We start from the raw sequence: 21,094 nt of genomic DNA, 5'->3' as shown, positions 1-21,094 counted from the left end.
TTCAAAGACGTACCTTTTAACAACTGAGCGCCGCGAGCGCTATCGCAAGACCGACATAAACGTGTTTAAAGCCATTTTTTTCAGCGCTTTTGTGCGGTTCTTTGCAGTACTCTTGATCCCGGTAGTTTCCCCGGCAGAGGGAAAACCGTTCGCCAGCCCTGCGTGTAAACCATCGATCACCGGTCCCTTTGCGACCTTTTGTGAGGTTTATATGCGCATCACTTCCCAGCTCATCTGCCAGGCCGCCGACCAACTCAAGGGCTTCGTCGGCCTCAATCGCAAGACCGGCCACTACATCGTGCGTTTCAGCGAAGACTCGTTCGGCATGGACGTGGCCGATGACGGCATCATTCCCACCAGCGAATTCGTCTGGGCACCGGGGCCTGAGCAGGCGATGACGCTCAAGCGTGAGTTGATCCAGTTGTTGCGGGATCAGAATATTGATGACCGGATCAACATTACCGAACCGTTGCGGGTGTACATGGAGCGGAGAGAAGTGCCGGAGATTTCGGCGGTGCGGAGTTTGGTTCAGGGCTGAGATTTGCGGTGACTTTGCTGGCCTCTTCGCGAGCAAGCCCGCTCCCACACTGGATCTGTGTACGACACAAATCCCCTGTGGGAGCGGGCTTGCTCGCGAAGGCGGCCTCAAAAACACCGCATCATTTACCGTTTGAACTCATAAGCCCGGTCAACCCTGCACACCCGCGTATGACACTGCGCATACCACATCGCCCGCCCACGCTCACGAATCGCACTGTGCTCAGGATGATGCTTCCACGCCAGAATCGCCGCCTCACTCTCCCAATACGACACGGTAATCCCCAAGCCATCCTCACCTCGGGCCGATTCCACACCGAGGAAACCCGGTTGCTCCCGCGCCAGTTCCAGCATGCGCCCGGCCGCCTCGGCGTAACCCTGATCCCCGTCGGTGCGCAGGGAAGTAAAGATCACCGCGAAATAGTGCGGCGGCGGAGTGCTGGCGATCATCGCTTCTGATTCGCGCAAGCGTCGATCAACGCACGAACCAGCGGCGGCAATCTGTCCTTGAGCGCGGCGCGTTCCGGTTGGAACAGGGTGGCGACGAAGAACGGATGACCCTTGAGTTCCACTGCGCGCAAATCGCCATTCGAATCGTGACCGACGGCGGTGAGTCGCTGGTTCAACAATTCCTGTTCGAACTGCGGATTCACACCGTAGCGGCAGTGATAGCCTTCGTGAATCTCGGACTTTTCATACGCCTTGGCGAGCAACGAACCTTCAACCAGATGAATGCTGTCGACGGCTTCCACCAGCGAGCACGTCAGTGACGTGAGTACTGCCCTTTTGGCATCGGGCGAGGTTTCGCCATGCTCGGCATCGGCCCAGCCGAGAACGTTGCGCGCATATTCCAGCACCGCGTGTTGAAAACCGCCGCAGGTGCCGAGGAAAGGTCGCTGTTGCTCGCGGGCAAAGCGGATCGCCCGTAATGCGCCGTCGGTGTTGCGGTAAGGGCTGCCGGGCACGCACCAGAAACCGTCAAACCCATTGAGCGGGCTGTCAGCGTTGATCTGATCAGTGGCCAGCCATTGGAATTGCACATCCAGGCCTGAGTGTTCGGATGCCATGCCGAGGGCGATGGGGATGGCTTGATGGGCGGTGACCTGTGGGTCGTAATCACCGATCAGGGCGATGCGGAGGGTGCTGGTTTCCATGAGTGTTCCCTGTGCTTGTTGATTCCTGGTGCTCACTATAGATTGGCGTTCACGCACTCAATATTGGCGTTTACCCAATTGATCAATGCACCGACGCACTATCGACTGGACTACCCGGACCTCGCACTGATCCTGGCGTTGGTCCGCGGTGGCTCTCTGGCCCGGGCTTCTCAGCTGTTGAAAGTTGATGTGTCGACGGTGTTTCGGGCCGTGCGCCGACTGGAGGCCGCGCTCGGTCAGCAATTGTTCGAAAAGAGCCGCGCCGGTTACCTGTCGACGACCTTGGCACAGTCCCTGGCCGAACAGGCGGAGCGCGCCGAGCAAGCGCTGGACGCGGCGCGCATCGGCGTGGAGCAGGGCGGTCAAGTCATCAGCGGCACTGTGCGCCTGACCTGCACCGATTCGGTCCTGCAAGGGTTGTTGCTGCCGGCACTGGCGCAATTCATGCCGTCCTACCCGGCGCTGACCATCGAACTCAGCACCTCCAACGACTTCGCCAACCTCAGCCGCCGGGATGCCGACATTGCCTTGCGCCTGACCCGCTCACCGCCCGAGCATTTGGTCGGGCGTTGCCTGGCGCAGGTTTCGTATCGCGTCTGTGGCAGTACGGCCTATCTGAGAACCGTTGATGCCGAAGATCTGGCCGCGCTGACCTGGATCGCCCCGGACGACTTCCTGCCCGATCACCCGACGATTGCCTGGCGTCGTCAACAATGGCCCGGCGTGGTACCGGGTTATCGCTGCAACAGCATGTTGTCGGTGACGGAGTTGGTGCGGGCGGGGCTCGGTGTCGCGGCGTTGCCGGACTTTCTGATCAGCGACGGTTTGCAGTCGTTGACCGGGCCGTTGCAGGGGTGCGACACGGCCCTTTGGTTACTCACGCGCCCGGACTGCCGCGCCTTGCGCTCGGTGGTGACGTTGTTCGATGAGCTGGGCCAGGCGCTGCGGCTAATACCTGCCAGTTAAGAGAATTTCAGACGAAACACGCACTGCGTAGCAGCTGACGAGCAACGCGAGGCAGCGTTCGGCTGCGAAGCAGTCGTGAACCCTGAGTACACGTACTCTCTGAACCACCGCGCCGCCCGATTTCACGACTGCTGCGCAGCCGAACGCAGGCTTCGCCAGCTGCTACAGATTGAGTGACGGCTTAACTGATCGGCATTAGGCGCTGCGGCTGCCTTAATTCGGCGCCTTGGGTTCATCCTTGCGCACGAACTGCTGATGCATTTCCGAGGTCAGGTTTTCAATGCGTTCGGTCAGGGCCTTGGTCATTTCCGTGAGGCGGGTGTTCTGTTCCAGCAGCTCCAGCAATTGCGCGGTGTTCTGCGCGGCCTGGGCCTGACGCTCACTGTTGGCCACGGCCAAGGCTTCGCGGTGTTGCGCGTCGGCGTCGGACTGGGCTTTGTCCCGCGCGGCCTGGCGGGTCTGGGCCAGCAGGATCAGCGGTGCGGCGTAGGCCGATTGCAGGCTGAACGCCAGGTTGAGCAGGATGAACGGGTACAGGTCAAAGTGCGCTACGCCGAACAGGTTAAGGCACACCCACAGCACCACGATCAGGGTTTGCGCGCCGAGAAACGTTGGCGTGCCGAAGAACCGCGCAAACGCCTCGGCGCGCAGGGCGAATTTGTCATTGCCGAAGGTCGGCGCGAGGTGAGCGTGCGGGCGGTGGAAGCGCAGGTGATCGACTGGGGCGGTGGTGGGTTGGGTGTCGGACTTGGGTGAATTCATGGTGCGCTCGGCGAGGATTCGGGGCTTGGCGTCACTATAGTCCTGTGCCGGTGCTTGGTAGCTGAATCGATGTTGAATGGGCGTCCGTCTTCGCGAGCAAGCTTTGCTCCTACAGAGGATCAAATCCCCTGTAGGAGCAAAGCTTGCTCGCGATGGCGGCGACACGGTCCCTGATCAAGCACATACCCTTGATCGCTCGCACGGCCGCACACGTTATCAGGCTGAGATGCGTGAGGCTGAGCCGCCGCTTGAAGGGCTCGATGACGCACTGATTTTGTTACGACCGGTGTTTTTCGCGGTATAGAGCGCTTTGTCTGCATCGTTGAGCCAGGCAATCGCGTCGGTGAACGTCGTTTGGTAGGCGGCCAGGCCAATGCTCAACTTGATGCGTAGCGCGGGCACCTGCGGATGACGATAGTCATTGAGCACTTCGCGCAAGCGTTCCATGACTTCCCAGGCTTGATGCAACGGCATCTCAGGCAGGATCACGCAGAACTCGTCGCCGCCATAACGTCCGGCCAGATCGCTTTCACGCAGATTGCGCCTGAGCTCAAAGCTCAATTGGCGCAGCACCGAGTCGCCGATGATATGCCCGTAGGTGTCGTTGATTGCCTTGAAGTGGTCAATGTCGATCAGTGCAATCACCGACGTTACCTGGTTCTGCCGGCATTGCTGGAATTTGACGTGCAGCAGGTCCTTCCAGGCGCCGTGGTTGAGCAGACCGGTCAAACTGTCGATGCGGCTCAGGGCGCTCAGGGCACGTTTGTGTTCAGCGAGTTTGAATGCCAGTCGATAGCAAACCATTCCTACCGCCAACGGGTAGATGGTCAGCGACGGTATGCAGGCCCACACCTGAATCGGCGTGGCCGTCGGGGTAAACGCTGCGCCGAACAGCCACCAGGCAATCAGCACACCGAGCATTTGCGCGAGGGCGCCTTGCAGAAATAACCTCGGGCCACCCGCCGCGACGTTGTTCATCGTCATCATGGAAAGAATGGTCACGGTCACGATCGGGTTGAACTGAACGGTGGCGGCCCAGAAACCACCGAACAGCGAGTCACAAATAATGTTGCGACGTTCGGCCTGATAGGGAAAGGGTGAGCGGGAGGCGATCAGGTAGGCGATATGCGGCCAGACGAAGCCGTTCAACAGCATCAGCACCCAGATCCAGCCTGGCCTGTTCAACGGAAACAGCGCGGCGGTCACACAGATGCAGCCAATGCCCAGGCCGACAGCTCTGGGCATGTAGATGCGTCGGGCAAATGACAGGCCCTTGCCGCGTTTGTTTTCCATAATTCCCTGCGCCAGATTCATTCTGAAACACTTTGCGGTGTTTTATTCAGAGCTACCGTTCATCGGTAAAGTGGCAGACATTGTCATTTATTCCAACGGGAATAATCAGTGTCCTTCGGAGCCATTTAACGAGGGCGCAGGCGCGGCAGAGACTTGATCTAGAGCTGATAGCAGGCCAGGAACATGTCCATCGCCGACTCGACGACAGTGCTTTGTACGTCGGGGGAAAGACCGGTCTGGCCCATGGAAACCTGCGGCCAGAAGGCGAAGGATTTGAGCAGCCCCTGGATTTGCTGTGCGGCAAACTCCGCAGCGACCGGTTTCAGCCGACCATCGACCTGGGCGGCGCGAATCCACACGGTCAGGCCCTCTTCGCGTTCACCCATGCGGGTGATCATGTTTTGCGCGCGTTCGGGGGAATGGATGGTGGCGGCAATGGCCACCCGCGCCAGGTCTAGAAAGTTGTTGTCACCCATCATCTGCACTTTTGCCGACAGGATCTGGCGCAACTGATCGCGCAGGGGCAGGTCAGGGCGATAGGAAAAGTCCTGTTCGGCTGTCACCCGCGCCCATAATTGATTGAGGATTTCGGCAAACAACTCTTCCTTGCTCGGGAAGTGGTTGTACACCGTGCGCTTCGACACGTCCGCGGTGGCGGCAATCCTGTCCATGCTGGTGACTTCAAAACCGTGGGCACGGAATTCGGCAATCGCCGCCTGGATGATGGCTTCGCGTTTTCGGTCGGTCAGGCGCTGTGGAGCTGTCATAAGTACGCTTCGGCAGGAAAAAGTGGAGAGTTACACTTGGCAGTTTACTTGTGATCGCGTTTGATGCAACCTAGAAACTACACTGTGCAGTGTAATGTTTGGTTAATCCTGCCCAGTGAACAATAGAATCTCCGGCTGATGCGTGCGTGCCTTGGCCATTTATCGTCCCACCGCGGAAAACTGCGAATTGCGCGGTTTTTCTGGAGTCATTCCTTCATGGCCAATTCAAACTCCTCTGTGGAAATCGCCATCCGACCTGAAGCCTCCCGTCAGGTAGAAGGGCATTTCCGAAACCATCAACCGGTCCAGCGCGAAGGCTTTCGCAAAATGCTGCGCATCATGTGGAACATGATTTTTCACAAGCCGAGCAGCACTCGCCCGAACGCAGCCATCCCGGTACAAACCCTGACACAGGCCGCGTTGATCGCTGCACCCAACCACAGCGTCTACCGCCTCGGTCACTCCACGGTACTGCTCAAACTGCGGGACAAGTTCTGGATCACCGACCCGGTTTTCGCCGAACGCGCTTCACCGGTGCAATGGGCCGGCCCCAAGCGTTTCCACCAGCCGCCGATCAGCCTGGAAGAATTGCCGCCGATTGAAGCGGTGATCCTGTCCCACGATCACTACGACCACCTCGACTACAGCGCGGTGCTCAAACTGGCGGACAAGACCAAATACTTCCTTACGCCGCTGGGCGTGGGCGACACTCTGATCAAATGGGGCATCGATGCCAGCAAAGTCCGTCAAATGGACTGGTGGCAGGGCACTGAAGTCGATGGCATTCAATTCATCGCCACACCGTCGCAACACTTTTCCGGTCGCGGCCTGTTCGACGGTAACAGCACGCTGTGGGCCTCGTGGGTCATGATCGAAGGCAACACTCGCATCTTCTTCAGCGGCGATACCGGCTACTTCGACGGCTTCAAGCGCATCGGCGAACAGTACGGCCCGTTCGACCTGACCTTGATGGAAACCGGCGCCTACAACGTCGAATGGCCACATGTGCACATGCAACCCGAACAAACCCTGCAAGCCCACATCGACCTCAAAGGACGCTGGCTGCTGCCGATCCACAACGGCACCTTCGACCTGTCCATGCACGCCTGGTACGAACCCTTTGACCGCATTCTGGCCTTGGCCTGGGAGCGGAATGTGTCGATCAGCACGCCGCAGATGGGTGAGGCGTTTAATGTGATGTATCCACAGCGCGGCCGCACCTGGTGGTTGGAAATGGAAAGTACGACGAAGGAAAAAGGACGTTTTGCTTGTAGCGGCTACAAGCCCGGATGAAGTTTCTTACGTTCTTGGGGCGTTGTTGCTGACAGCCAATTCCTACAGTGCCCCAGTAGGCTAGTGACGAGCGAAATGATTCGCTCGTGATTAGTCATACAAGGACGTTTTAGATGAACAGTATTTACAAGGGCCGCCTGACCGCCCTTGCGCAGATTTTCTTGCTTTCGGTTGCGGGTTCCGCCTATGGGAATAACACCACGAGCCATGCGCTCGAGTACGCAAGTGTCGGCGAACTCTCGGCACAGATGGAACGCAATGAACTGACCTCCGTTGCGCTGGTGAAGCACTTGAAAGCGCGCATCGAGGCACTGGACAAGCAAGGGCCAGCGATTAACGCGATCATGGAGCTCAATCCTCAGGCTATCGAGATTGCAGCGGCGCTGGACAAGGAGCGTGAAGAAGGCAGCGTTCGCGGTCCGCTACACGGAATTCCCGTCCTGCTTAAAGACAACGTCGATACCGCAGACAACATGCAAACGAGCGCCGGTTCACTCGCCATGATCGGCCAGCCGGCAGCCAATGACGCCTTTGTCGTCAAGCAGCTTCGTGACGCAGGCGCAGTGATTCTTGGCAAAACCAACATGAGTGAATGGGCCTACGTTCGGGAAATGGGTTTGCCCCATGGCTGGAGCGGTCGAGGCGGCCAAGGTAAAAATCCTCACGTACTGGGCGCCGAAATGTGTGGCTCCAGTTCCGGCTCGGCCGCAGGCGTAGCCGCCGGATTCGCTCCACTGGCCATTGCCACGGAAACCAATGGCTCGATCACTTGCCCTGCTTCGGCCAATGGCGTGGTCGGAGTGAAACCGACGCTCGGGTTGTTCAGCCGCTCCGGGATCATTCCCATTACACGCCTGCAAGACACCGCTGGCACCATGACGCGCACCGTTCGTGACGCTGCGCTGATGTTCAACGCCCTACAGGGTGTCGATGCCTCGGATGCCATAACCAGTGATGCTCCGGTGGGGGTCGATTACACGGCAATGCTCTCTACGGACGCCTTACAGGGTAAGCGGATTGGATATGCCACCGAGTACGTCGGCCCGGGTGGTCCAGAGCTTCGTCCCGGCATCGAGTTCCTGATGGCACTGGCGACACTGGAAGAGCAGGGCGCCACCTTGATACCGCTTACCGTCGAACTGCCGGATATCGATGATTACGTCAGTGTGCTCATGGCGGGCGTTAAGCATGAGTTGCCTGAGTACCTGGCCAGTCGCAGTGGATTGTCCATTCAAACGCTTCAACAACTGATTGATTTCAATGAACTCAATCCCGGTTCCGAAGGTTATGGCCAGCAATTGCTCAAGGACATCAACGAACTGGACATGAGCCAGGAACGGGCAGCCGAACTGTTCGCGGCACTCAATGCAGGCTTCCAGCAGGCCATCGATGAGCAACTCACCGCGCACAATCTGGACGCCATGGTTGCCGAAGCCGACGGGTATGCACAATTCAGTGCGGCGGTGGCAGGCTACCCGGCTATCACCCTTCCTTCGGGCATCAATGGCGACGACCTGCCAACGTCGGTGTTCTTTTATGGCCCGCGCTGGAGTGAACCAAAACTGCTGGCCATGGCTTACAGCTATGAGCAAGCATCGTTAGAGCTGCAGCACCCGACGTTTAAACAGCAGTAAGTTTTTGTATCCGGACCCGTGAATGGGCGGTGTCACGGGTCCGGTACCAGCTCACCCGTTAACGCTCAGAGTTACTCAACCATCGCATAATCCGCCCGGGCCACCGGGTTCGGTGTTGAACCTTTCACATTCATCCCTCTACCCGGCGCAAACCCGGGGAAGAACACCAACCCCTCCGATTCAAACCGATACGCCAGCGCCAGTCGCGTAACATCCAGCACATCACGCTCGGCCTCGAAACGCTCGATGGCGTCCACAGAAACCCCGGATTCACGAGACAACTCTTCCACGCTCCACCCCAGCATCGCTCGGGCCTGGGCGCTGTGGGCCGGGGTGAATTGGAAGAGGGCGATACGTTCCAGGGTGATTTTCATCGCAAGAGAGGCCATGGTGTTCTCCGGGCTCGAGAGTGCTGATTCAAAATGTACTGTGTTTTTGTACAGTTGTTTTGGTCCCGGATCAAATGCAATTTTTGATTTTTGCTATTTCGCCGCGTCCATCCAGACGGACGGTGCCTGCCCCAGCACCCGGCGAAACATCGTCGAGAATGCCGCCGGGCTGTCATAACCGAAATCCAGGGCAATCCGCGTCACCGGCGTACCTACCGCCAATCGTGCCAGGGCCAGCACCACGCAGGCTTGCTGCCGCCATTGACTGAAACTCAGGCCGGTCTGCTGGCGGAACAGACGATTAAAGGTGCGCAGGCTGATGTGCAACTGATCGGCCCATTGCTGCGGCGCTTGATGGATGTTCGGCTGCTGGAGAAACGTCTGACACAACCCGAGCAATCGTCCTTCGGCCGGCAGTGGAATGTGCAACGGCAGATGAGCGCTACGGGCCAGTTCGTGCAGCAACAATTTGATCAGTGCACCATCGCGCCCTTCCTCGTCGTACGCCAACGGTGCCTCCACCGCCTCCATCAACAAGTGCCGCATCAGCGGCGACACGCTGATCACCTGGCAGCGGCTCCCCAGATCCATCGCCGTCGGCTCGATGTACAAACTCCGCGTACTCACCCCGAGCATTAGCACCTCGTGGGCCACCCCCGCCGGAATCCACACCGCCCGCTGCGGTGGCACCACCCAATTGCCGTCGTGGGTGCTGACCTGCATCACCCCCGTGGCGCCGTACAGGAGTTGTGCCCGCCGATGTGTATGACGGGGCAACAAGTGGCCGTGGGAATAATCCGTACCGATTGCGACTACCGAGCGTGGCGTGTCGTCCAGCAAATTGATCGAAACATTGCGCATCGCGAGGTATCCAGCTGTTGGCGTAAATACGAACATTATTGGCTGACTTGCTGGTGCAGGCCAAGCCGCATCGCCCTATCGTCGACTGCTCCAAACCAACGGACGATGCACGATGTTCTATCTCTTACTGACACTCTTCGGCTGCATGACCGGCGTCACCGCCGTGCTGTTCGGCTTCGGCGGCGGCTTCGTCGTGGTGCCGTTGCTTTATTGGATGCTCACGACCAGCCATGGCGCTGACGACCCTACTGCGCAATCGGCGATGCACATTGCCGTGGCGACTTCGACTTGCGTGATGATCGTCAATGCCGTGATTGCTACCCGAAAACACCATCGCGCGGGTAATCTCATTCGCCATTACCTGTGGCCATTGGGTGGGTTCATCGGCGTGGGCGCGATCATTGGCGCTGTCGCCGCGACGTGGGCCAATGGTGAGGTGATTCGGTATGCCTTCATCGCCTACCTGGGCTTCACGATTCTGGACTGCCTGTTCAGACGCGGTTTTCTCACGCAGTCCGACAACCAAATCCCACGGCGGTTGGGGAGGGCGGACGTTTTTGGTGTAGGAATCGGCGCTATCGCAACGTTTCTGGGCGTGGGCGGCAGTGTCATGACCGTGCCGTTATTGCGACGGTGTGGCTTGAGCATGTCGCAAGCCACGTCCATGGCCAATCCATTGAGCTTGCCCGTGGCCCTGGCCGGGACGCTGACTTACATGGCGATGGCCGGGTTCACTGAGTTTGATCTGGGGCCGTGGTTTGTCGGGTATGTGGATGTGTTGGCGTTTGCGATATTGACGGTTGGGTCACTGCTGGGAATTCGGTTGGCGACGCCGTGGATCGGGCGGATACCGGATCGTATGCATGCGCGGGTTTATATCGGTTTGCTGGTGATGGTGATGCTGGGTATGTGGGTCAAGTAAGGTCGGAGAGTGATCTGACATTGCGGCATCGATTGTTCGACAGCGATTCGCCATAATCCGCACCCATTTCAAGCTCGCTTGGTTCAAGGATGATTTGATGTTCAAAGGATTGTGTCGTCTGACCGGCGTTGTCGTACTCCTGTGTTCAACGTTTTCGTCTTCACTGTGGGCTCAGAACAGCGCTCAGGTGTTCACCGGGACCTTGGGCAAAACGCCGATTGTGCTGGAGATGTACCCCGACACCGGGACCGGCCGCTACTTCTACCAGAAGTACCGTAAGGATCTGGTGCTTAACGGCAAAAAGGAAGGCGCAGCCCTTGTTCTCAAGGAGGGTGAAGAGCCTTACGGTGAGGACCAGCCGCGCCCGACAATTCGCTTGCAGCCCACGCCCGACGGCTGGGCCGGTGAATGGATCAGCCCTGAAGGTAAAGTGCTGAAGATCGAGTTGCAGCCAGCCAAACGCCCAACGCTACCCGCCAATACTTTGCCCTATCTAGCGAGGCTCCATGATCAGGAACCTTATGAATATCTGCGCCTTCAAGGTCTGAAGCTCAAACAAGGCAGGACAGAGACGTTCAATGGCTACTCGTTGCAATGGTGGAGTGAGCCGCAAACTAAGTTGGCCATATTTGAAGTCGTTTCCGGCTACACCCCTGAGGCGCGTGATCGCATTAATCAACGGTTGATGGAAAGTTTGTGGCGGGAAGTGGTGGGGTACTACGGGTGTCTCGCTGGCGGTAGCGATACGTCCCTTATCCAAACCATCAAACCGCTGCGGATCACCCCATCGGTAATCAGCGTGAATGTCGAAACCGAGGGTCGCTGTGGCGGTCAGCACCCGGATTACAGCGAGTCTCCCATCAACCTGGATGCCAAAACCGGTAAGCCACTGACACTGGAGGACGTACTCTGGGTCGGGCAGGGCAAACCACTGCATTACGAAGAGCTGAATGACGACCAGTCCCAGGACGCACTCGTAGCCTATTCCGAGTACCGCACCAAAGAACTTGCACCTTGGCTAGTTGAGCAGTTGCGTAAGCTTCATCCCGATCAGATACCTGGCAGCGATGAGAACTGTGCTTACGGCGAAGTCATCCGGTGGCAGCGTCCTACTTGGTATTTCACGGAAAAGGGAATCAGGTTAGAGCCTTACTTCTCTCATGCGGAAGCGCCGTGTGGGCATGTGGAATGGAGTGTTTTGCCTTATAGCCTCGTGAAACAACACCCTGGTGGTGTGGCGCTGCAATTGCCCTGAAACCGGGATTACTTCTCCACCAACCCCGGCGCTTCCCGAACAATAAAGTGATCCAGGTTCTCAATATTCGCACTGAACACCCCGAACGTTTGTTCGGGGTTTTTCTTGCTTGGCACCTGCTTCAACTCCGGCGTTACGCCATAGAAGAAACAGAACAACTCCTTCCCGCTTTCGATGGCGTGCTTGATCTCTTCCAGAAACGCTTTGCGCTTGCGGTAGTTGTCGATCAACTTCTTGCTCAAATAAACATTCACCGAATAAGGCTTCTTCTTCGCCTCGTCTGCTTGTTTGAACCAGACCTTTTGTTCGAAATCGATGCGGAAGCTCTGGGTGTAATCCTTGATCTCCTTGATCTTGCCCCAGTAAATCAGCCCCTTGTTGTCCGTCAGGTATTCGATCTTCTTGAAGAACGATCCATAAGGCGCGGTGTGCTCGCCAATCTTCAGCGGCATGCGCTTGAGCAACTCCTTGTCTTCGAAGTTTGAGACAAAACACTCTACCGGATGGGCAAAGACACTGGTCTTGTCTGGCGCCGTGTCGCGGGTTGGGTGTTCGGTGTGGTTATCCGCTGACGCGGGTTTCGGATCGTCCCGCACCACATCCGCCGCCACCGCCGGGCTCGACGGCTTGCGCACATACTCACGCCGAGTCAGCAACAATTCCGACGGAAAATGCTCCTCGCGACTGTCATCCGTTTCCGCGCCATCCGCCTCAAGCCCCGACGCCGGCGTCTTCAGACTGACATAAGGACAATTCGCCACATGCCGCGTGCTCGGCGTGTTCTTGAAGTGCGGGGTGCGAACGTAATTCACATTCTTGGCGTTGAACGTCGTCAACACATTGGCCGCATCGAAGGCCGCCCGGCAGGCGTCATTGGGACATTGGAAGTGTTCCTTGGTGGAATCGAAGGCCATCGTCTCGTCGAAATTCAAATCCCGCACGTCATAGATCGACAGCTTGTCGTCGAGGCAGAGGCAGTAGGCGAGGTCGAATTTCATGGTGGGCTCGGGTCCTTGAGTGGGGGAGGGTATTAATAGCGGGAGGCGGGGCGGGTTGCACTGATTGTTTTCAACACACAGCAAAGCCCCTCAGCAATCCACCGGACCTGTAGGAGCGAAGCTTGCTCGCGAAAAACCCAAGAACGTCACGGGGCATCTGGATTAACGCATTATCGTTCCCAGCCTTTAACTGCACACCGCCAAGAGCAGCCGTGTCACGTCTAACGAAAATCTCAGCCTTTAGCTAGCGTGGTGAACTCTATGGACGCTGCCCTTGTGTGGGAGCCTGTTCGCGATTCGTAAAATCACCACTTATCTCGATAGACGAACGCTACTTGGTAGTCATAGGAGAGCAGCTGAATGGCATGGTGGAAATGGGGCTGAAGAGTGCTGACCCAGTCGGAAGATACGTTGAAGCCGCCATTGTTCACATTGTTTTCAACGGGTATGCCCAGCGCTTCGATAATAGAGCCATCATCGCCAAAGTCTTTCGACGATTCTTCCCCTTCGCCCATCTCGGTTCGTTGGTCATACCATTCCAGCCTTATCTTAAGTCCCATAACGTCCTCATAAATATTTTTTGATGCTTCGATTTTTCATCGGTGGGTCCAGTTGTTTGCCAGTCTCATAGTCGAGGCAGCCGTCAGTCTGTTTCTCGACCCGCAGGCGAGCCCGGGTACGGGCCTGTTTGAGCGCACGGAGCTGGTCGTCGCTGTAAAGCGAGCTGCGAATGCCGAGCCGGATTTGTCTAGGTGCCTGCGCGTGTTCCGATGAAGTATTCCAGACCCTCAGGGAAATCAATTTTGACTAAATCTGCAATCTGCCTGACCTGATGTTCGGTAAGTTGCAGTTCACCGGGTTCTAATTCTTCGAGGGTTTTTGACTCGGTCAGTTGAGCCAGAATCTGGTTGAGCTCGTAATCTTTAAGAGCCAGTTCGAACTGCAATGTATCGTCCTGCTTCTCATCGGGGTAAAAGCCGGTGATGGAAAGATAGCGCATGTTTTTTCTCTCTAGGGTCACTTTGGGGTCTTCCTTCCTGGCTTAGCGTCCTTCGTTCGTTCTCCCGTTAAATGATTGAACTCGCCCAGATGGTTTCCTAATTTATCGTACATCTCAACTGCACCGCTTTTGGAGTCCCACTCATATATCCGCCCTTTACGGTCTAACCAACGAGCTCGTTTTTTACCTCCGCCTTGAACTGAAGCTTTCGATTTCACGCGGGTCGTGTCGGGGAAGGCAGGAAGGGTTTCCGGGTCATCGTAGTACTTATGATCCCCCGGCATACTCATGACGATGTACACCGGCTTCACGAGTGAACCCACCGGAAACACAAGGATGAAATCCCTGTATTCCGGCGGATACACCGGGTTCACGAGGATGCTGTCAGCCGCTTTCGTCGGCGGGTAAACCCAGATATGCGGTGCTTGCGGGGCAGCCTCCAGCGCCGGAATGCCCAGTATGTCGGAACCGTCCACGGCCGGCGTCCAGATCAGTTCAATGCCGTCACCCAGGTCAGCCACCTGCTGGCTGCCACGCAACGTGAACTGCACGACATCGACCATTTCCCAATCGCGATTTTTGCCGGTGTAGAAAGCGTATCCCTTGAGGCTGCCGTCAGTCTGTTGCTCGACCCGCAGGCGAACGCGGGTGCGGGCCTGTTTGAGTGCACGGAGTTGGTCTTCGCTGTAAAGCGAGCTGTCGCCCAGACTCGATGGTGTGACCAGCGCAACAAGGCCGACCAGCGTGGCTGCTACAGCACTCACGGCGGCCACGGGAGCAGCGGCGAATGCCGAGCCGGCCAAGGCGAGGGAGCCCAGACCGACGGGAATCGCTGTGCCACTGATCTTCTTCAGCGGCACAGCGCCTGATTCATCCGCTTCGCGAGCACCCAGCAGAATCAGGTCACCGTAGTCTTTCAGGCTATCGGTCGGCACCATCCCTGATGGATTCGAGTAATCGATGATCGCGTCCGGCAGCTTGCAGGACTTGGCGAAGACACATCCGGCTTGAGTGGGGCTCTGCTTCTGCGTTGTGACCTGACGGCTGCGTTCGAAGGCGTCTTGCCTGGCCAACATGGCCTCGTAGGCGTTTTGTCTGGCGTCCCGCTCGGCCAATTCGGTGGCGGTCATGTAGCGGTAGGTGACGTGATGCCCATCACCGGAGGGTGGATTCTTAATCCGCGGAATATCCTCATTGCCAGCCACAGTTCATCCTTTCGTTCAGCGATCGACAGCCCCGGATAGAGGGACTGCGCGACGTTAACGAACCTGGTTAGCCGTGGCTGTAGGACGATTCCTGGATGACTCTAAGCGTTTTCTCTTTTTTGCAGGATGGCAGCGCAATACTTACGACCTGCTGTTTTATGCGCATATGCCAACGAAGATCTCCAGGCGCACTCACTCAAACTTTAGTCGATTCACCTTCTGAAACAGTGAAGCAGTGAACTCATCCCGGTCGCTTGAGTGGTGACAACGTCGATGGCAGTTCGGACACAGCGCTACAGCATTGCTAGGACGATCCGATCCAAGTTGCGCCAAATGCTTAACGTGATGAACCTCAAGAAACGGCCGACCATCCCTTTCAAACGGTGCCGGCTCGCCACAGCCCTCGCATTTACCTTCAGCCTGCTGACGAACCCACGCTCTCACTTCAGGATCGCGAACATAAGACTTTCCGTTGGATTGAGTTTGCTCGGGGCGCTCAATTCCTTTCGGTTCAGCTTTAAGCGGTTGCCGTTCAAGTTTGGCAGCCCGTTGCTCCAGCGTTGCATCATCCGCCGTCGGGGCAAAATCCTCGGGCGTCAAAGTGGTCGGAGCGTTGAGCGCTTCGCGAATACTGCGCGCAACATTCGCGCCGACATTCTTGGCGGGTTTGTATCCCGCAATGCGATCTCGGCCCAGCTCAACCAACACGGTAGAAATGTTCTGCATCCGAAACTCAACCGACCCTTTAGTCCGACCGGCTAAGGCACCCTCGCGCAAGATACGATTTTCCTCAGTCTTAACGACTTTCTGACCGCTCTGCTCACGGGACAACATGCTGAGATAGGCATCAACCGCTGCCTGAATCTCCACGTCACTCCAATCGCTTTTGCTCTTTTCCGTATCCATACAATCGCCGAGGGTTGAAAACCCTCGGACGATACTGAGTGGCCATTACGGCTGTCTACGAAAATTCCTACAGAAAAGACCGATGCATCGTTCAAGCGATCCTACAAAGACACCGTCGTGCTAACCCGCCGAGTGCTTCGAAGACTGAAACGCCTCCCAAAACTTTCTCCACCAAGGCTTAACCACAGGCACCCGCCGCCGCGTCCGATTGAGCAACAGATAAGGCATGTCCCGCAGCCGAATCCAACCTTCATCCTGCCAATGCAACAGACTCAACGACATCTCCGGCCAGTCCAACAAACTCAACATCGGTCGATCAGAATTCTTCGATGGCACGGCATCACGCAAGGCCGGCACCACTTGATGAGTCAACCATTCACGCAACAACCGATTCCCAGGCGCGTAGTGATAGACCAGCAACGCATATACGCCTGACTCGCTGAGCATCAGCCGCTTCTCTGGTTGGCCGTGGTAGTCGATCAGCAATGTGTGCCGCTGATCTTCATCCAACTTGCTGACCACGCGATCATTCAGGTGAAAGCCCATTAAACGACCGAGATCGCGGGCGCATAACCATGGCTGGTTTTCCAGGAGGAGGGCATGAAGTTCGAGGTTTTGGCGGATGAAGACTGTGGGGATGAATGGATCAGACATCGCAAGCCTCCAGGGATGGAAGCGCATAGAAAATGAAGCAGCTAACGTGGATTTCCTTCGGAGAGAAGGAGAGATTTTTAGGCATATCCTTTACCTCTGTGTGATGTCAGCTTTCTTAGGGCTGGGTGCCGGGAGTTAAGAAACCCCACACAGAGGGCCGGACATATTCCCCTTTCGGGTCTTGTATTCGCCCACTCCCGGCATAACAGAGATTTTTTGATGCGCACGGAGAAACCGTAGGCACAAAAAAGCCGCTACTGTCGGGTGCGGTCAGTCCGCTGTGTGAGGTGTTTCTTAGGCACCAGTAAAAAAGGGTATTGCGTGAGCGATCAATGGTCAAGGCGTATGTTTCGCCAAAGAAAATTCTTTCGAGGAAAAAGAATCTTCGTACGAGAAAATTGATAAGCCCCCGATGATGTATTCTGTTTTTGGCTTCCGTAAGCTATTGATCAAACGTCATTTAATTGCGAAGTTATTTTTTCTATGATGTCTGAAAACATGTTCTTGTGCGTAATTGATATGCTGCTACAAAACATAAATAGAGCATGCTCTATACTGACGCCAAGCAATTTTGCTACTTCATGGAACTCATTGTGTTTTCCAGCACGTATTCCTGAGTCGATGATTTGAAGTAAATCGTTCTTTTCAGTGCTTGAGATTATCGAGAGTGTGTCGGGCGTTTCTCGGCATTTTTGCATTATCCAGAGTTCTGGCCAAAAATCTCCCGGCAAATATTCTGTTCTGGAGTTAAACCAGTTCTCAAAGTCTTTGTCCGATTTTTCAGAAGTTCTTAATGTCAGGTTTCTGTTGTTAGAAACTTTTGCCCGTTGGTCGCCATCAAACACGATTAGAGTTTTGTCGTTATTGGTTCGGCGATGTAGTGCGGCCAACTGAATGCAAAGAGCTGAAGCTGAGCCTATGAATTCTATATTTATTCTTGCACGGATGTTGCTGGGGATTACAGCGGAAAGCAACGCCTGAGCAATATTGTCTTCAACAAATACGTCGATTTCGCTAGTTTTTTCAGCGCTTAGTTTTGAAAAAGCATATTCCGCAGAGACACCCATTTTTGCGATGGTTTGATTTCCTGTTTTTTCAATAAAATATCTTGCGTCGTGAGGAAGGCACTCAAATATTTCTTTTGAGTGTGTGGTGCAGATTATTTGAATTTTTCTTTCCAAACATACATTTTTTAATTCTTCAATGAATCGCTTTTGAGCCTCAATGTGAAGTCCTAATTCGACTTCATCAATTACAAATAAAGCGCCTTCGGGGCAGCTAAATATGGTTGAAAAAATTTCGAATAGCGCATTTTCTCCTGCTCCCATGTTGAAGCCGGAAAATGAAATTCCGGAGGATTTTGCGAGGGGAAGCTTGTATTTTGAGTGGGATGTGAGGCTGAATTCTTCATAGTCCTTATTCAGTATCCGTCCTACTATGTCTTTGACTGAATTTTCCCATCCTTTCGGTCCGGTGCTAAGAAAACGTCTTTTATAACTTTTAGACTGGCTTTTCTCACTGTGCGGTACTATTCGCTCTATGCCAATGAAAATACAGTTTCGATCAACGCGAGATGCATAGTCGCTCCATTTTCCGCCTTTGTTTTTTCTTCTGAATTGCGTGCCGATTTGCTTCGACTCTTTGTTCGTACTAGTTATTCTCCAGTTGTCGTGTGCAAACTCATAAATAATAGTGATGCCTTCTGGTGAGATTTCTTCACTATGCTGTATGAAAAAGTCCGCGAAAGTGTAATAGGGGCGACTGCGATTGGACGCCTTAAATCCATCTTTTGTATTGTGATAAGCGCAGCATGCAATTGCGAGTATGGTTGATTTTCCACAGCCATTTTTGCCCGCAATACCAATTAACGGGAAATCAATCGGCAGGTCAAGTTTGGATACGCCTCTAAGGTTGCCTTGGTAGACTTTTATTCGTCTAAGGTGCGTATGTGCAAAGTCGTTGATAAACCACTTTCGAAGTTTTCTATCTTTTTCGCTTTCGCTGTACTTCACTTATCCAAATTCCCAGTGGTTACAGTTCGACAAATTGTTAAGTCATAAACGCGTAATTTTGGAAGGCTGTGAGCTTTAGAAGATACTGGTGCATTGATTTTATGTCTAGACTGAAGCTTTTTTAAATACAAAAAAAAGGTGCTACCTGAGGTAGCACCTTTTTTAAAATAGTTGAGAAATCAATCCCAGCTAAGCGCCCCACCAGTCTGATACTCAATAACCCGCGTCTCAAAGAAATTCTTCTCTTTCTTCAAGTCCATAATCTCGCTCATCCAAGGGAACGGGTTAGTCGTCCCTGGATACTCTTCTTTAAGACCAATCTGCGACAAACGACGGTTAGCAATAAACTTGAGGTAGTCCTCCATCATCGCCGCATTCATCCCCAACACCCCACGAGGCATGGTATCCCGTGCGTATTCAATCTCAAGCTGAGTCCCCTGCAGAATCATCTGCGAGGCTTCTTCCTTCATCTCAGCATCCCACAAGTGCGGGTTTTCGATTTTGATCTGGTTGATCACGTCGATGCCGAAGTTCAGGTGCATGGATTCGTCGCGCAGGATGTATTGGAACTGCTCGGCGACGCCGGTCATTTTGTTGCGGCGGCCCATGGAGAGGATTTGGGTGAAGCCGCAGTAGAAGAAGATGCCTTCCAGGACGCAGTAGTAGGCGATCAGGTTGCGCAGCAGTTCTTTGTCGGTTTCGACGGTGCCGGTTTCGAACTTCGGATCGGAGATCGAACGGGTGTATTTCAGGCCCCAGGTGGCTTTTTTCGCGACCGATGGGATCTCGTGGTACATGTTGAAGATTTCGCCTTCATCCATGGCCAGGGATTCGATGCAGTACTGGTAGGCGTGGGTGTGGATCGCTTCTTCGAAAGCCTGGCGCAGGATGTACTGGCGGCATTCCGGGTTGGTGATCAGGCGGTACACGGCCAGGACGAGGTTGTTGGCAACCAGGGAGTCGGCGGTGGAGAAGAAGCCGAGGTTGCGCATGACGATGCGGCGTTCGTCGTCGGTCAGGCCTTCCGGGTCTTTCCAGAGGGCGATGTCGGCGGTCATGTTGACTTCTTGCGGCATCCAGTGGTTTGCGCAACCGTCCAGGTATTTCTGCCAGGCCCAGTCGTACTTGAACGGTACGAGTTGGTTGAGGTCGGCGCGGCAGTTGATCATGCGCTTTTCGTCGACAGCGACACGGGCGGAGGCGCCTTCGAGTTCAGCCAGGCCTTCGGCGATGTCGAGGTTGTCCAAGGCAGCCTTGGCACGAGCGATCGCGGCGGAGTCGGTGGCGGTCACGGCACGTGCTTCTTGGGCGGCAACACCGCCGGCGGTGTCGAGGCGGTCCATGTTGGCTTCAGTCGCGTGGCCGGCGTTTGCGCCTTTTACTGCCACTTCGCCCGTGTCTTCTTTGTCGAATTCGTCCCAGCTCAGCATGACGTGTCGTCTCCTGCGTGAGGGCCAGATTGCCCATGTGATGGTTTGTCACACGGTCGTACTGGCCGCGTTGGATCTAAGGAAAATGTAATTGCAGCTACCGCAGGCAAAAACAGAAATTTTTTACGGCGCCGAGCCGCCGATGGGCGCAGAGAAAGTGAATCGCTTCTGCGTGGGGCGTCGGACTGGCTGCTTTTCCCTGTAAGGGAATATTGCAGGCCCGTTTAAGGCCGCATTATAGGGAAAAAAACAGGGCTGTGGTGCGACGAAATGGCACTGAGAACGGTTGGCGAGGGGAGGTCTTTGGGTCGGAACGAGGGTTTACAGGGCTTTGGAAGGAAATCGGGGGTGAAGATTTTTTTTCATAATTTTTTGTGGGCAATATTTTTGTTCAAAAAATAGCCAAAAAACCACGTTTTTCACTACATGTTGTGTTTCAAGGTGCTTTTCGGTGGCCTGAGACACAACTAGGCCCGACCGAAGCCGGGCCTTAATGTCACGCTCAGCCATCAGCTGAAACGGGCGGCACCTACGTGATCGGCACCGTCGGCGGCGACTTTGGCAGCGCCGACGTGATCAGCACCGTCAGCCGCGACCGGCGCGTCGTTGGTAAAAGTGGCCGAGCCGGTGTGATCGTAGCCATCCGCGGCGAAAGCGCTGGCGGCGAGTACGGAAAGGGTCATGGCGAGGATCAGCCTGGTTTTCATCTTATTACTCCAAGTGTGTGGCGGATTAACCGTTAGAGCAGCCATTGCCCATGACGCTATAACGCAGGATGTGACGTTGACCTTTGGAGTCGTCGTATTCCATTTTCATCGGAACCACTTCGCACACATTCGGAACTTCGCTCATGGACACAATGTTGGCGATGTCCAGGTGGGTGGAGTAAGTGTATTCCTCTACCGCGGGTTGCTGCTGCGCGACATCAGTCGGAACCTCGTCTGCCATGGCGTTTAAGCACAGGCTGCTGAGGGCCAGAACTAATAAAGCTTTCATTTAAAATTTACCTTTCTAAAGTCGTGAGGGATCACGCAATCTTTTTGGGATTGCGTGTGG

Annotated in this window: 23 protein-coding genes; 6 read left to right on the top strand and 17 right to left on the bottom strand. The window is 55.3% G+C overall.

The window, feature by feature from the left end; translation table 11 throughout:
• The first annotated feature begins 211 nt into the window (after positions 1 to 211).
• Positions 212 to 538, top strand: coding sequence for a DUF2025 family protein (locus HB680_RS24910; RefSeq protein ID WP_213941072.1), 327 nt, complete (start codon positions 212 to 214; stop codon positions 536 to 538).
• A 125-nt stretch (positions 539 to 663) separates the two neighbouring features.
• Here the strand turns inward: HB680_RS24910 and HB680_RS24905 are convergent, their stop codons facing one another.
• Both HB680_RS24905 and HB680_RS24900 read right to left on the bottom strand, forming a co-directional pair.
• On the bottom strand, positions 664 to 987 hold the full coding sequence (locus HB680_RS24905; protein ID WP_213941150.1) for an antibiotic biosynthesis monooxygenase: 324 nt from the start codon (positions 985 to 987) through the stop codon (positions 664 to 666).
• Positions 984 to 1,691, bottom strand: coding sequence for a CTP synthase (locus tag HB680_RS24900; RefSeq protein ID WP_213941071.1), 708 nt, complete (start codon positions 1,689 to 1,691; stop codon positions 984 to 986). Before HB680_RS24900 ends, HB680_RS24905 begins: the two co-directional genes overlap by 4 nt.
• Positions 1,692 to 1,706: 15 nt before the next feature.
• Between HB680_RS24900 and HB680_RS24895 the strand changes: the two genes are divergently transcribed.
• On the top strand, positions 1,707 to 2,657 hold the full coding sequence (locus tag HB680_RS24895) for a LysR family transcriptional regulator (RefSeq protein ID WP_213941070.1): 951 nt from the start codon (positions 1,707 to 1,709) through the stop codon (positions 2,655 to 2,657).
• A gap of 213 nt (positions 2,658 to 2,870) precedes the next feature.
• Here the strand turns inward: HB680_RS24895 and HB680_RS24890 are convergent, their stop codons facing one another.
• The 3 genes from HB680_RS24890 to HB680_RS24880 form a co-directional block, all read right to left on the bottom strand.
• On the bottom strand, positions 2,871 to 3,419 hold the full coding sequence (locus HB680_RS24890; protein WP_213941069.1) for a DUF1003 domain-containing protein: 549 nt from the start codon (positions 3,417 to 3,419) through the stop codon (positions 2,871 to 2,873).
• Between the two features lie 216 nt (positions 3,420 to 3,635).
• Complete coding sequence (locus HB680_RS24885) at positions 3,636 to 4,712, bottom strand: diguanylate cyclase (protein WP_213941149.1); 1,077 nt, start codon at positions 4,710 to 4,712, stop codon at positions 3,636 to 3,638.
• A gap of 158 nt (positions 4,713 to 4,870) precedes the next feature.
• Positions 4,871 to 5,479 (bottom strand): TetR/AcrR family transcriptional regulator, encoded by a 609-nt coding sequence (locus HB680_RS24880; protein WP_213941068.1) that lies wholly within the window; start codon positions 5,477 to 5,479, stop codon positions 4,871 to 4,873.
• 216 nt (positions 5,480 to 5,695) lie between these two features.
• On the opposite strand from HB680_RS24880, the gene HB680_RS24875 reads away from it, so the two are divergent.
• Positions 5,696 to 6,772 (top strand): MBL fold metallo-hydrolase, encoded by a 1,077-nt coding sequence (locus HB680_RS24875; RefSeq protein WP_213941067.1) that lies wholly within the window; start codon positions 5,696 to 5,698, stop codon positions 6,770 to 6,772.
• Positions 6,773 to 6,885: 113 nt separating this feature from the next.
• Entirely contained in the window at positions 6,886 to 8,406 is a 1,521-nt protein-coding gene (locus tag HB680_RS24870; RefSeq protein WP_213941066.1) for an amidase family protein, read from the top strand.
• Positions 8,407 to 8,477: 71 nt separating this feature from the next.
• Here HB680_RS24870 and HB680_RS24865 read toward each other — a convergent pair whose 3' ends face one another.
• Together HB680_RS24865 and HB680_RS24860 are read right to left on the bottom strand one after the other, a co-directional pair.
• A complete protein-coding gene (locus tag HB680_RS24865) occupies positions 8,478 to 8,795 on the bottom strand; it encodes a helix-turn-helix transcriptional regulator (RefSeq protein WP_054613790.1) in 318 nt (105 codons plus the stop codon).
• Between the two features lie 93 nt (positions 8,796 to 8,888).
• Complete coding sequence (locus tag HB680_RS24860) at positions 8,889 to 9,656, bottom strand: helix-turn-helix transcriptional regulator (RefSeq protein ID WP_213941065.1); 768 nt, start codon at positions 9,654 to 9,656, stop codon at positions 8,889 to 8,891.
• 112 nt (positions 9,657 to 9,768) lie between these two features.
• On the opposite strand from HB680_RS24860, the gene HB680_RS24855 reads away from it, so the two are divergent.
• Complete coding sequence (locus HB680_RS24855; RefSeq protein WP_213941064.1) at positions 9,769 to 10,578, top strand: sulfite exporter TauE/SafE family protein; 810 nt, start codon at positions 9,769 to 9,771, stop codon at positions 10,576 to 10,578.
• 97 nt (positions 10,579 to 10,675) lie between these two features.
• Complete coding sequence (locus tag HB680_RS24850; protein WP_213941063.1) at positions 10,676 to 11,833, top strand: hypothetical protein; 1,158 nt, start codon at positions 10,676 to 10,678, stop codon at positions 11,831 to 11,833.
• Between the two features lie 8 nt (positions 11,834 to 11,841).
• On the opposite strand, the gene HB680_RS24845 is transcribed toward HB680_RS24850, so the two are convergent.
• The 10 genes from HB680_RS24845 to HB680_RS24800 form a co-directional block, all read right to left on the bottom strand.
• Positions 11,842 to 12,831, bottom strand: coding sequence for a hypothetical protein (locus HB680_RS24845; RefSeq protein WP_213941062.1), 990 nt, complete (start codon positions 12,829 to 12,831; stop codon positions 11,842 to 11,844).
• A gap of 305 nt (positions 12,832 to 13,136) precedes the next feature.
• Entirely contained in the window at positions 13,137 to 13,391 is a 255-nt protein-coding gene (locus HB680_RS24840) for a colicin E3-like toxin immunity protein (protein WP_213941061.1), read from the bottom strand.
• 188 nt (positions 13,392 to 13,579) lie between these two features.
• Entirely contained in the window at positions 13,580 to 13,831 is a 252-nt protein-coding gene (locus tag HB680_RS24835; RefSeq protein WP_213941060.1) for a pyocin S6 family toxin immunity protein, read from the bottom strand.
• Between the two features lie 17 nt (positions 13,832 to 13,848).
• Complete coding sequence (locus tag HB680_RS24830) at positions 13,849 to 15,036, bottom strand: colicin E3/pyocin S6 family cytotoxin (protein WP_213941059.1); 1,188 nt, start codon at positions 15,034 to 15,036, stop codon at positions 13,849 to 13,851.
• A gap of 192 nt (positions 15,037 to 15,228) precedes the next feature.
• Positions 15,229 to 15,942, bottom strand: coding sequence for an HNH endonuclease (locus tag HB680_RS24825; RefSeq protein WP_213941058.1), 714 nt, complete (start codon positions 15,940 to 15,942; stop codon positions 15,229 to 15,231).
• 120 nt (positions 15,943 to 16,062) lie between these two features.
• The gene (locus HB680_RS24820; protein ID WP_213941057.1) at positions 16,063 to 16,596 is read right to left on the bottom strand and encodes a Bro-N domain-containing protein; all 534 of its coding nucleotides are present in this window, start codon (positions 16,594 to 16,596) and stop codon (positions 16,063 to 16,065) included.
• Positions 16,597 to 17,045: 449 nt separating this feature from the next.
• Positions 17,046 to 18,608, bottom strand: a complete 1,563-nt coding sequence (locus tag HB680_RS24815) for an AAA family ATPase (protein ID WP_213941056.1) — start codon at positions 18,606 to 18,608, stop codon at positions 17,046 to 17,048.
• A gap of 179 nt (positions 18,609 to 18,787) precedes the next feature.
• Positions 18,788 to 20,038: a ribonucleotide-diphosphate reductase subunit beta gene (locus HB680_RS24810; RefSeq protein WP_213941055.1), complete on the bottom strand. Its 1,251-nt coding sequence runs from the start codon at positions 20,036 to 20,038 to the stop codon at positions 18,788 to 18,790.
• 509 nt (positions 20,039 to 20,547) lie between these two features.
• Positions 20,548 to 20,745, bottom strand: coding sequence for a hypothetical protein (locus tag HB680_RS24805; protein ID WP_213941054.1), 198 nt, complete (start codon positions 20,743 to 20,745; stop codon positions 20,548 to 20,550).
• Between the two features lie 25 nt (positions 20,746 to 20,770).
• Positions 20,771 to 21,034, bottom strand: a complete 264-nt coding sequence (locus HB680_RS24800; RefSeq protein ID WP_213941053.1) for a DUF2790 domain-containing protein — start codon at positions 21,032 to 21,034, stop codon at positions 20,771 to 20,773.
• Between the last annotated feature and the right edge of the window lie 60 nt (positions 21,035 to 21,094).

Source organism: Pseudomonas sp. dw_612 (assembly GCF_018449725.1).
Classification (GTDB): Bacteria; Pseudomonadota; Gammaproteobacteria; order Pseudomonadales; family Pseudomonadaceae; genus Aquipseudomonas.
The sequence above is the reverse complement of the archived record's forward strand: the minus strand, read 5'-3'. Positions and strand labels throughout refer to the sequence as shown.

Coding starts and splice junctions, on each gene's coding strand:
- HB680_RS24910 (WP_213941072.1), top strand. CDS start 212: ATGCGCATCACTTCCCAGCTCATCTGCCAGGCCGCCGACCAACTCAAG.
- HB680_RS24850 (WP_213941063.1), top strand. CDS start 10,676: ATGTTCAAAGGATTGTGTCGTCTGACCGGCGTTGTCGTACTCCTGTGT.
- HB680_RS24885 (WP_213941149.1), bottom strand. CDS start 4,712: ATGGAAAACAAACGCGGCAAGGGCCTGTCATTTGCCCGACGCATCTAC.
- HB680_RS24835 (WP_213941060.1), bottom strand. CDS start 13,831: ATGCGCTATCTTTCCATCACCGGCTTTTACCCCGATGAGAAGCAGGAC.
- HB680_RS24840 (WP_213941061.1), bottom strand. CDS start 13,391: ATGGGACTTAAGATAAGGCTGGAATGGTATGACCAACGAACCGAGATG.
- HB680_RS24820 (WP_213941057.1), bottom strand. CDS start 16,596: ATGTCTGATCCATTCATCCCCACAGTCTTCATCCGCCAAAACCTCGAA.
- HB680_RS24825 (WP_213941058.1), bottom strand. CDS start 15,942: ATGGATACGGAAAAGAGCAAAAGCGATTGGAGTGACGTGGAGATTCAG.
- HB680_RS24860 (WP_213941065.1), bottom strand. CDS start 9,656: ATGCGCAATGTTTCGATCAATTTGCTGGACGACACGCCACGCTCGGTA.
- HB680_RS24855 (WP_213941064.1), top strand. CDS start 9,769: ATGTTCTATCTCTTACTGACACTCTTCGGCTGCATGACCGGCGTCACC.
- HB680_RS24890 (WP_213941069.1), bottom strand. CDS start 3,419: ATGAATTCACCCAAGTCCGACACCCAACCCACCACCGCCCCAGTCGAT.
- HB680_RS24870 (WP_213941066.1), top strand. CDS start 6,886: ATGAACAGTATTTACAAGGGCCGCCTGACCGCCCTTGCGCAGATTTTC.
- HB680_RS24810 (WP_213941055.1), bottom strand. CDS start 20,038: ATGCTGAGCTGGGACGAATTCGACAAAGAAGACACGGGCGAAGTGGCA.
- HB680_RS24865 (WP_054613790.1), bottom strand. CDS start 8,795: ATGGCCTCTCTTGCGATGAAAATCACCCTGGAACGTATCGCCCTCTTC.
- HB680_RS24905 (WP_213941150.1), bottom strand. CDS start 987: ATGATCGCCAGCACTCCGCCGCCGCACTATTTCGCGGTGATCTTTACT.
- HB680_RS24805 (WP_213941054.1), bottom strand. CDS start 20,745: ATGAAAACCAGGCTGATCCTCGCCATGACCCTTTCCGTACTCGCCGCC.
- HB680_RS24875 (WP_213941067.1), top strand. CDS start 5,696: ATGGCCAATTCAAACTCCTCTGTGGAAATCGCCATCCGACCTGAAGCC.
- HB680_RS24800 (WP_213941053.1), bottom strand. CDS start 21,034: ATGAAAGCTTTATTAGTTCTGGCCCTCAGCAGCCTGTGCTTAAACGCC.
- HB680_RS24880 (WP_213941068.1), bottom strand. CDS start 5,479: ATGACAGCTCCACAGCGCCTGACCGACCGAAAACGCGAAGCCATCATC.
- HB680_RS24845 (WP_213941062.1), bottom strand. CDS start 12,831: ATGAAATTCGACCTCGCCTACTGCCTCTGCCTCGACGACAAGCTGTCG.
- HB680_RS24900 (WP_213941071.1), bottom strand. CDS start 1,691: ATGGAAACCAGCACCCTCCGCATCGCCCTGATCGGTGATTACGACCCA.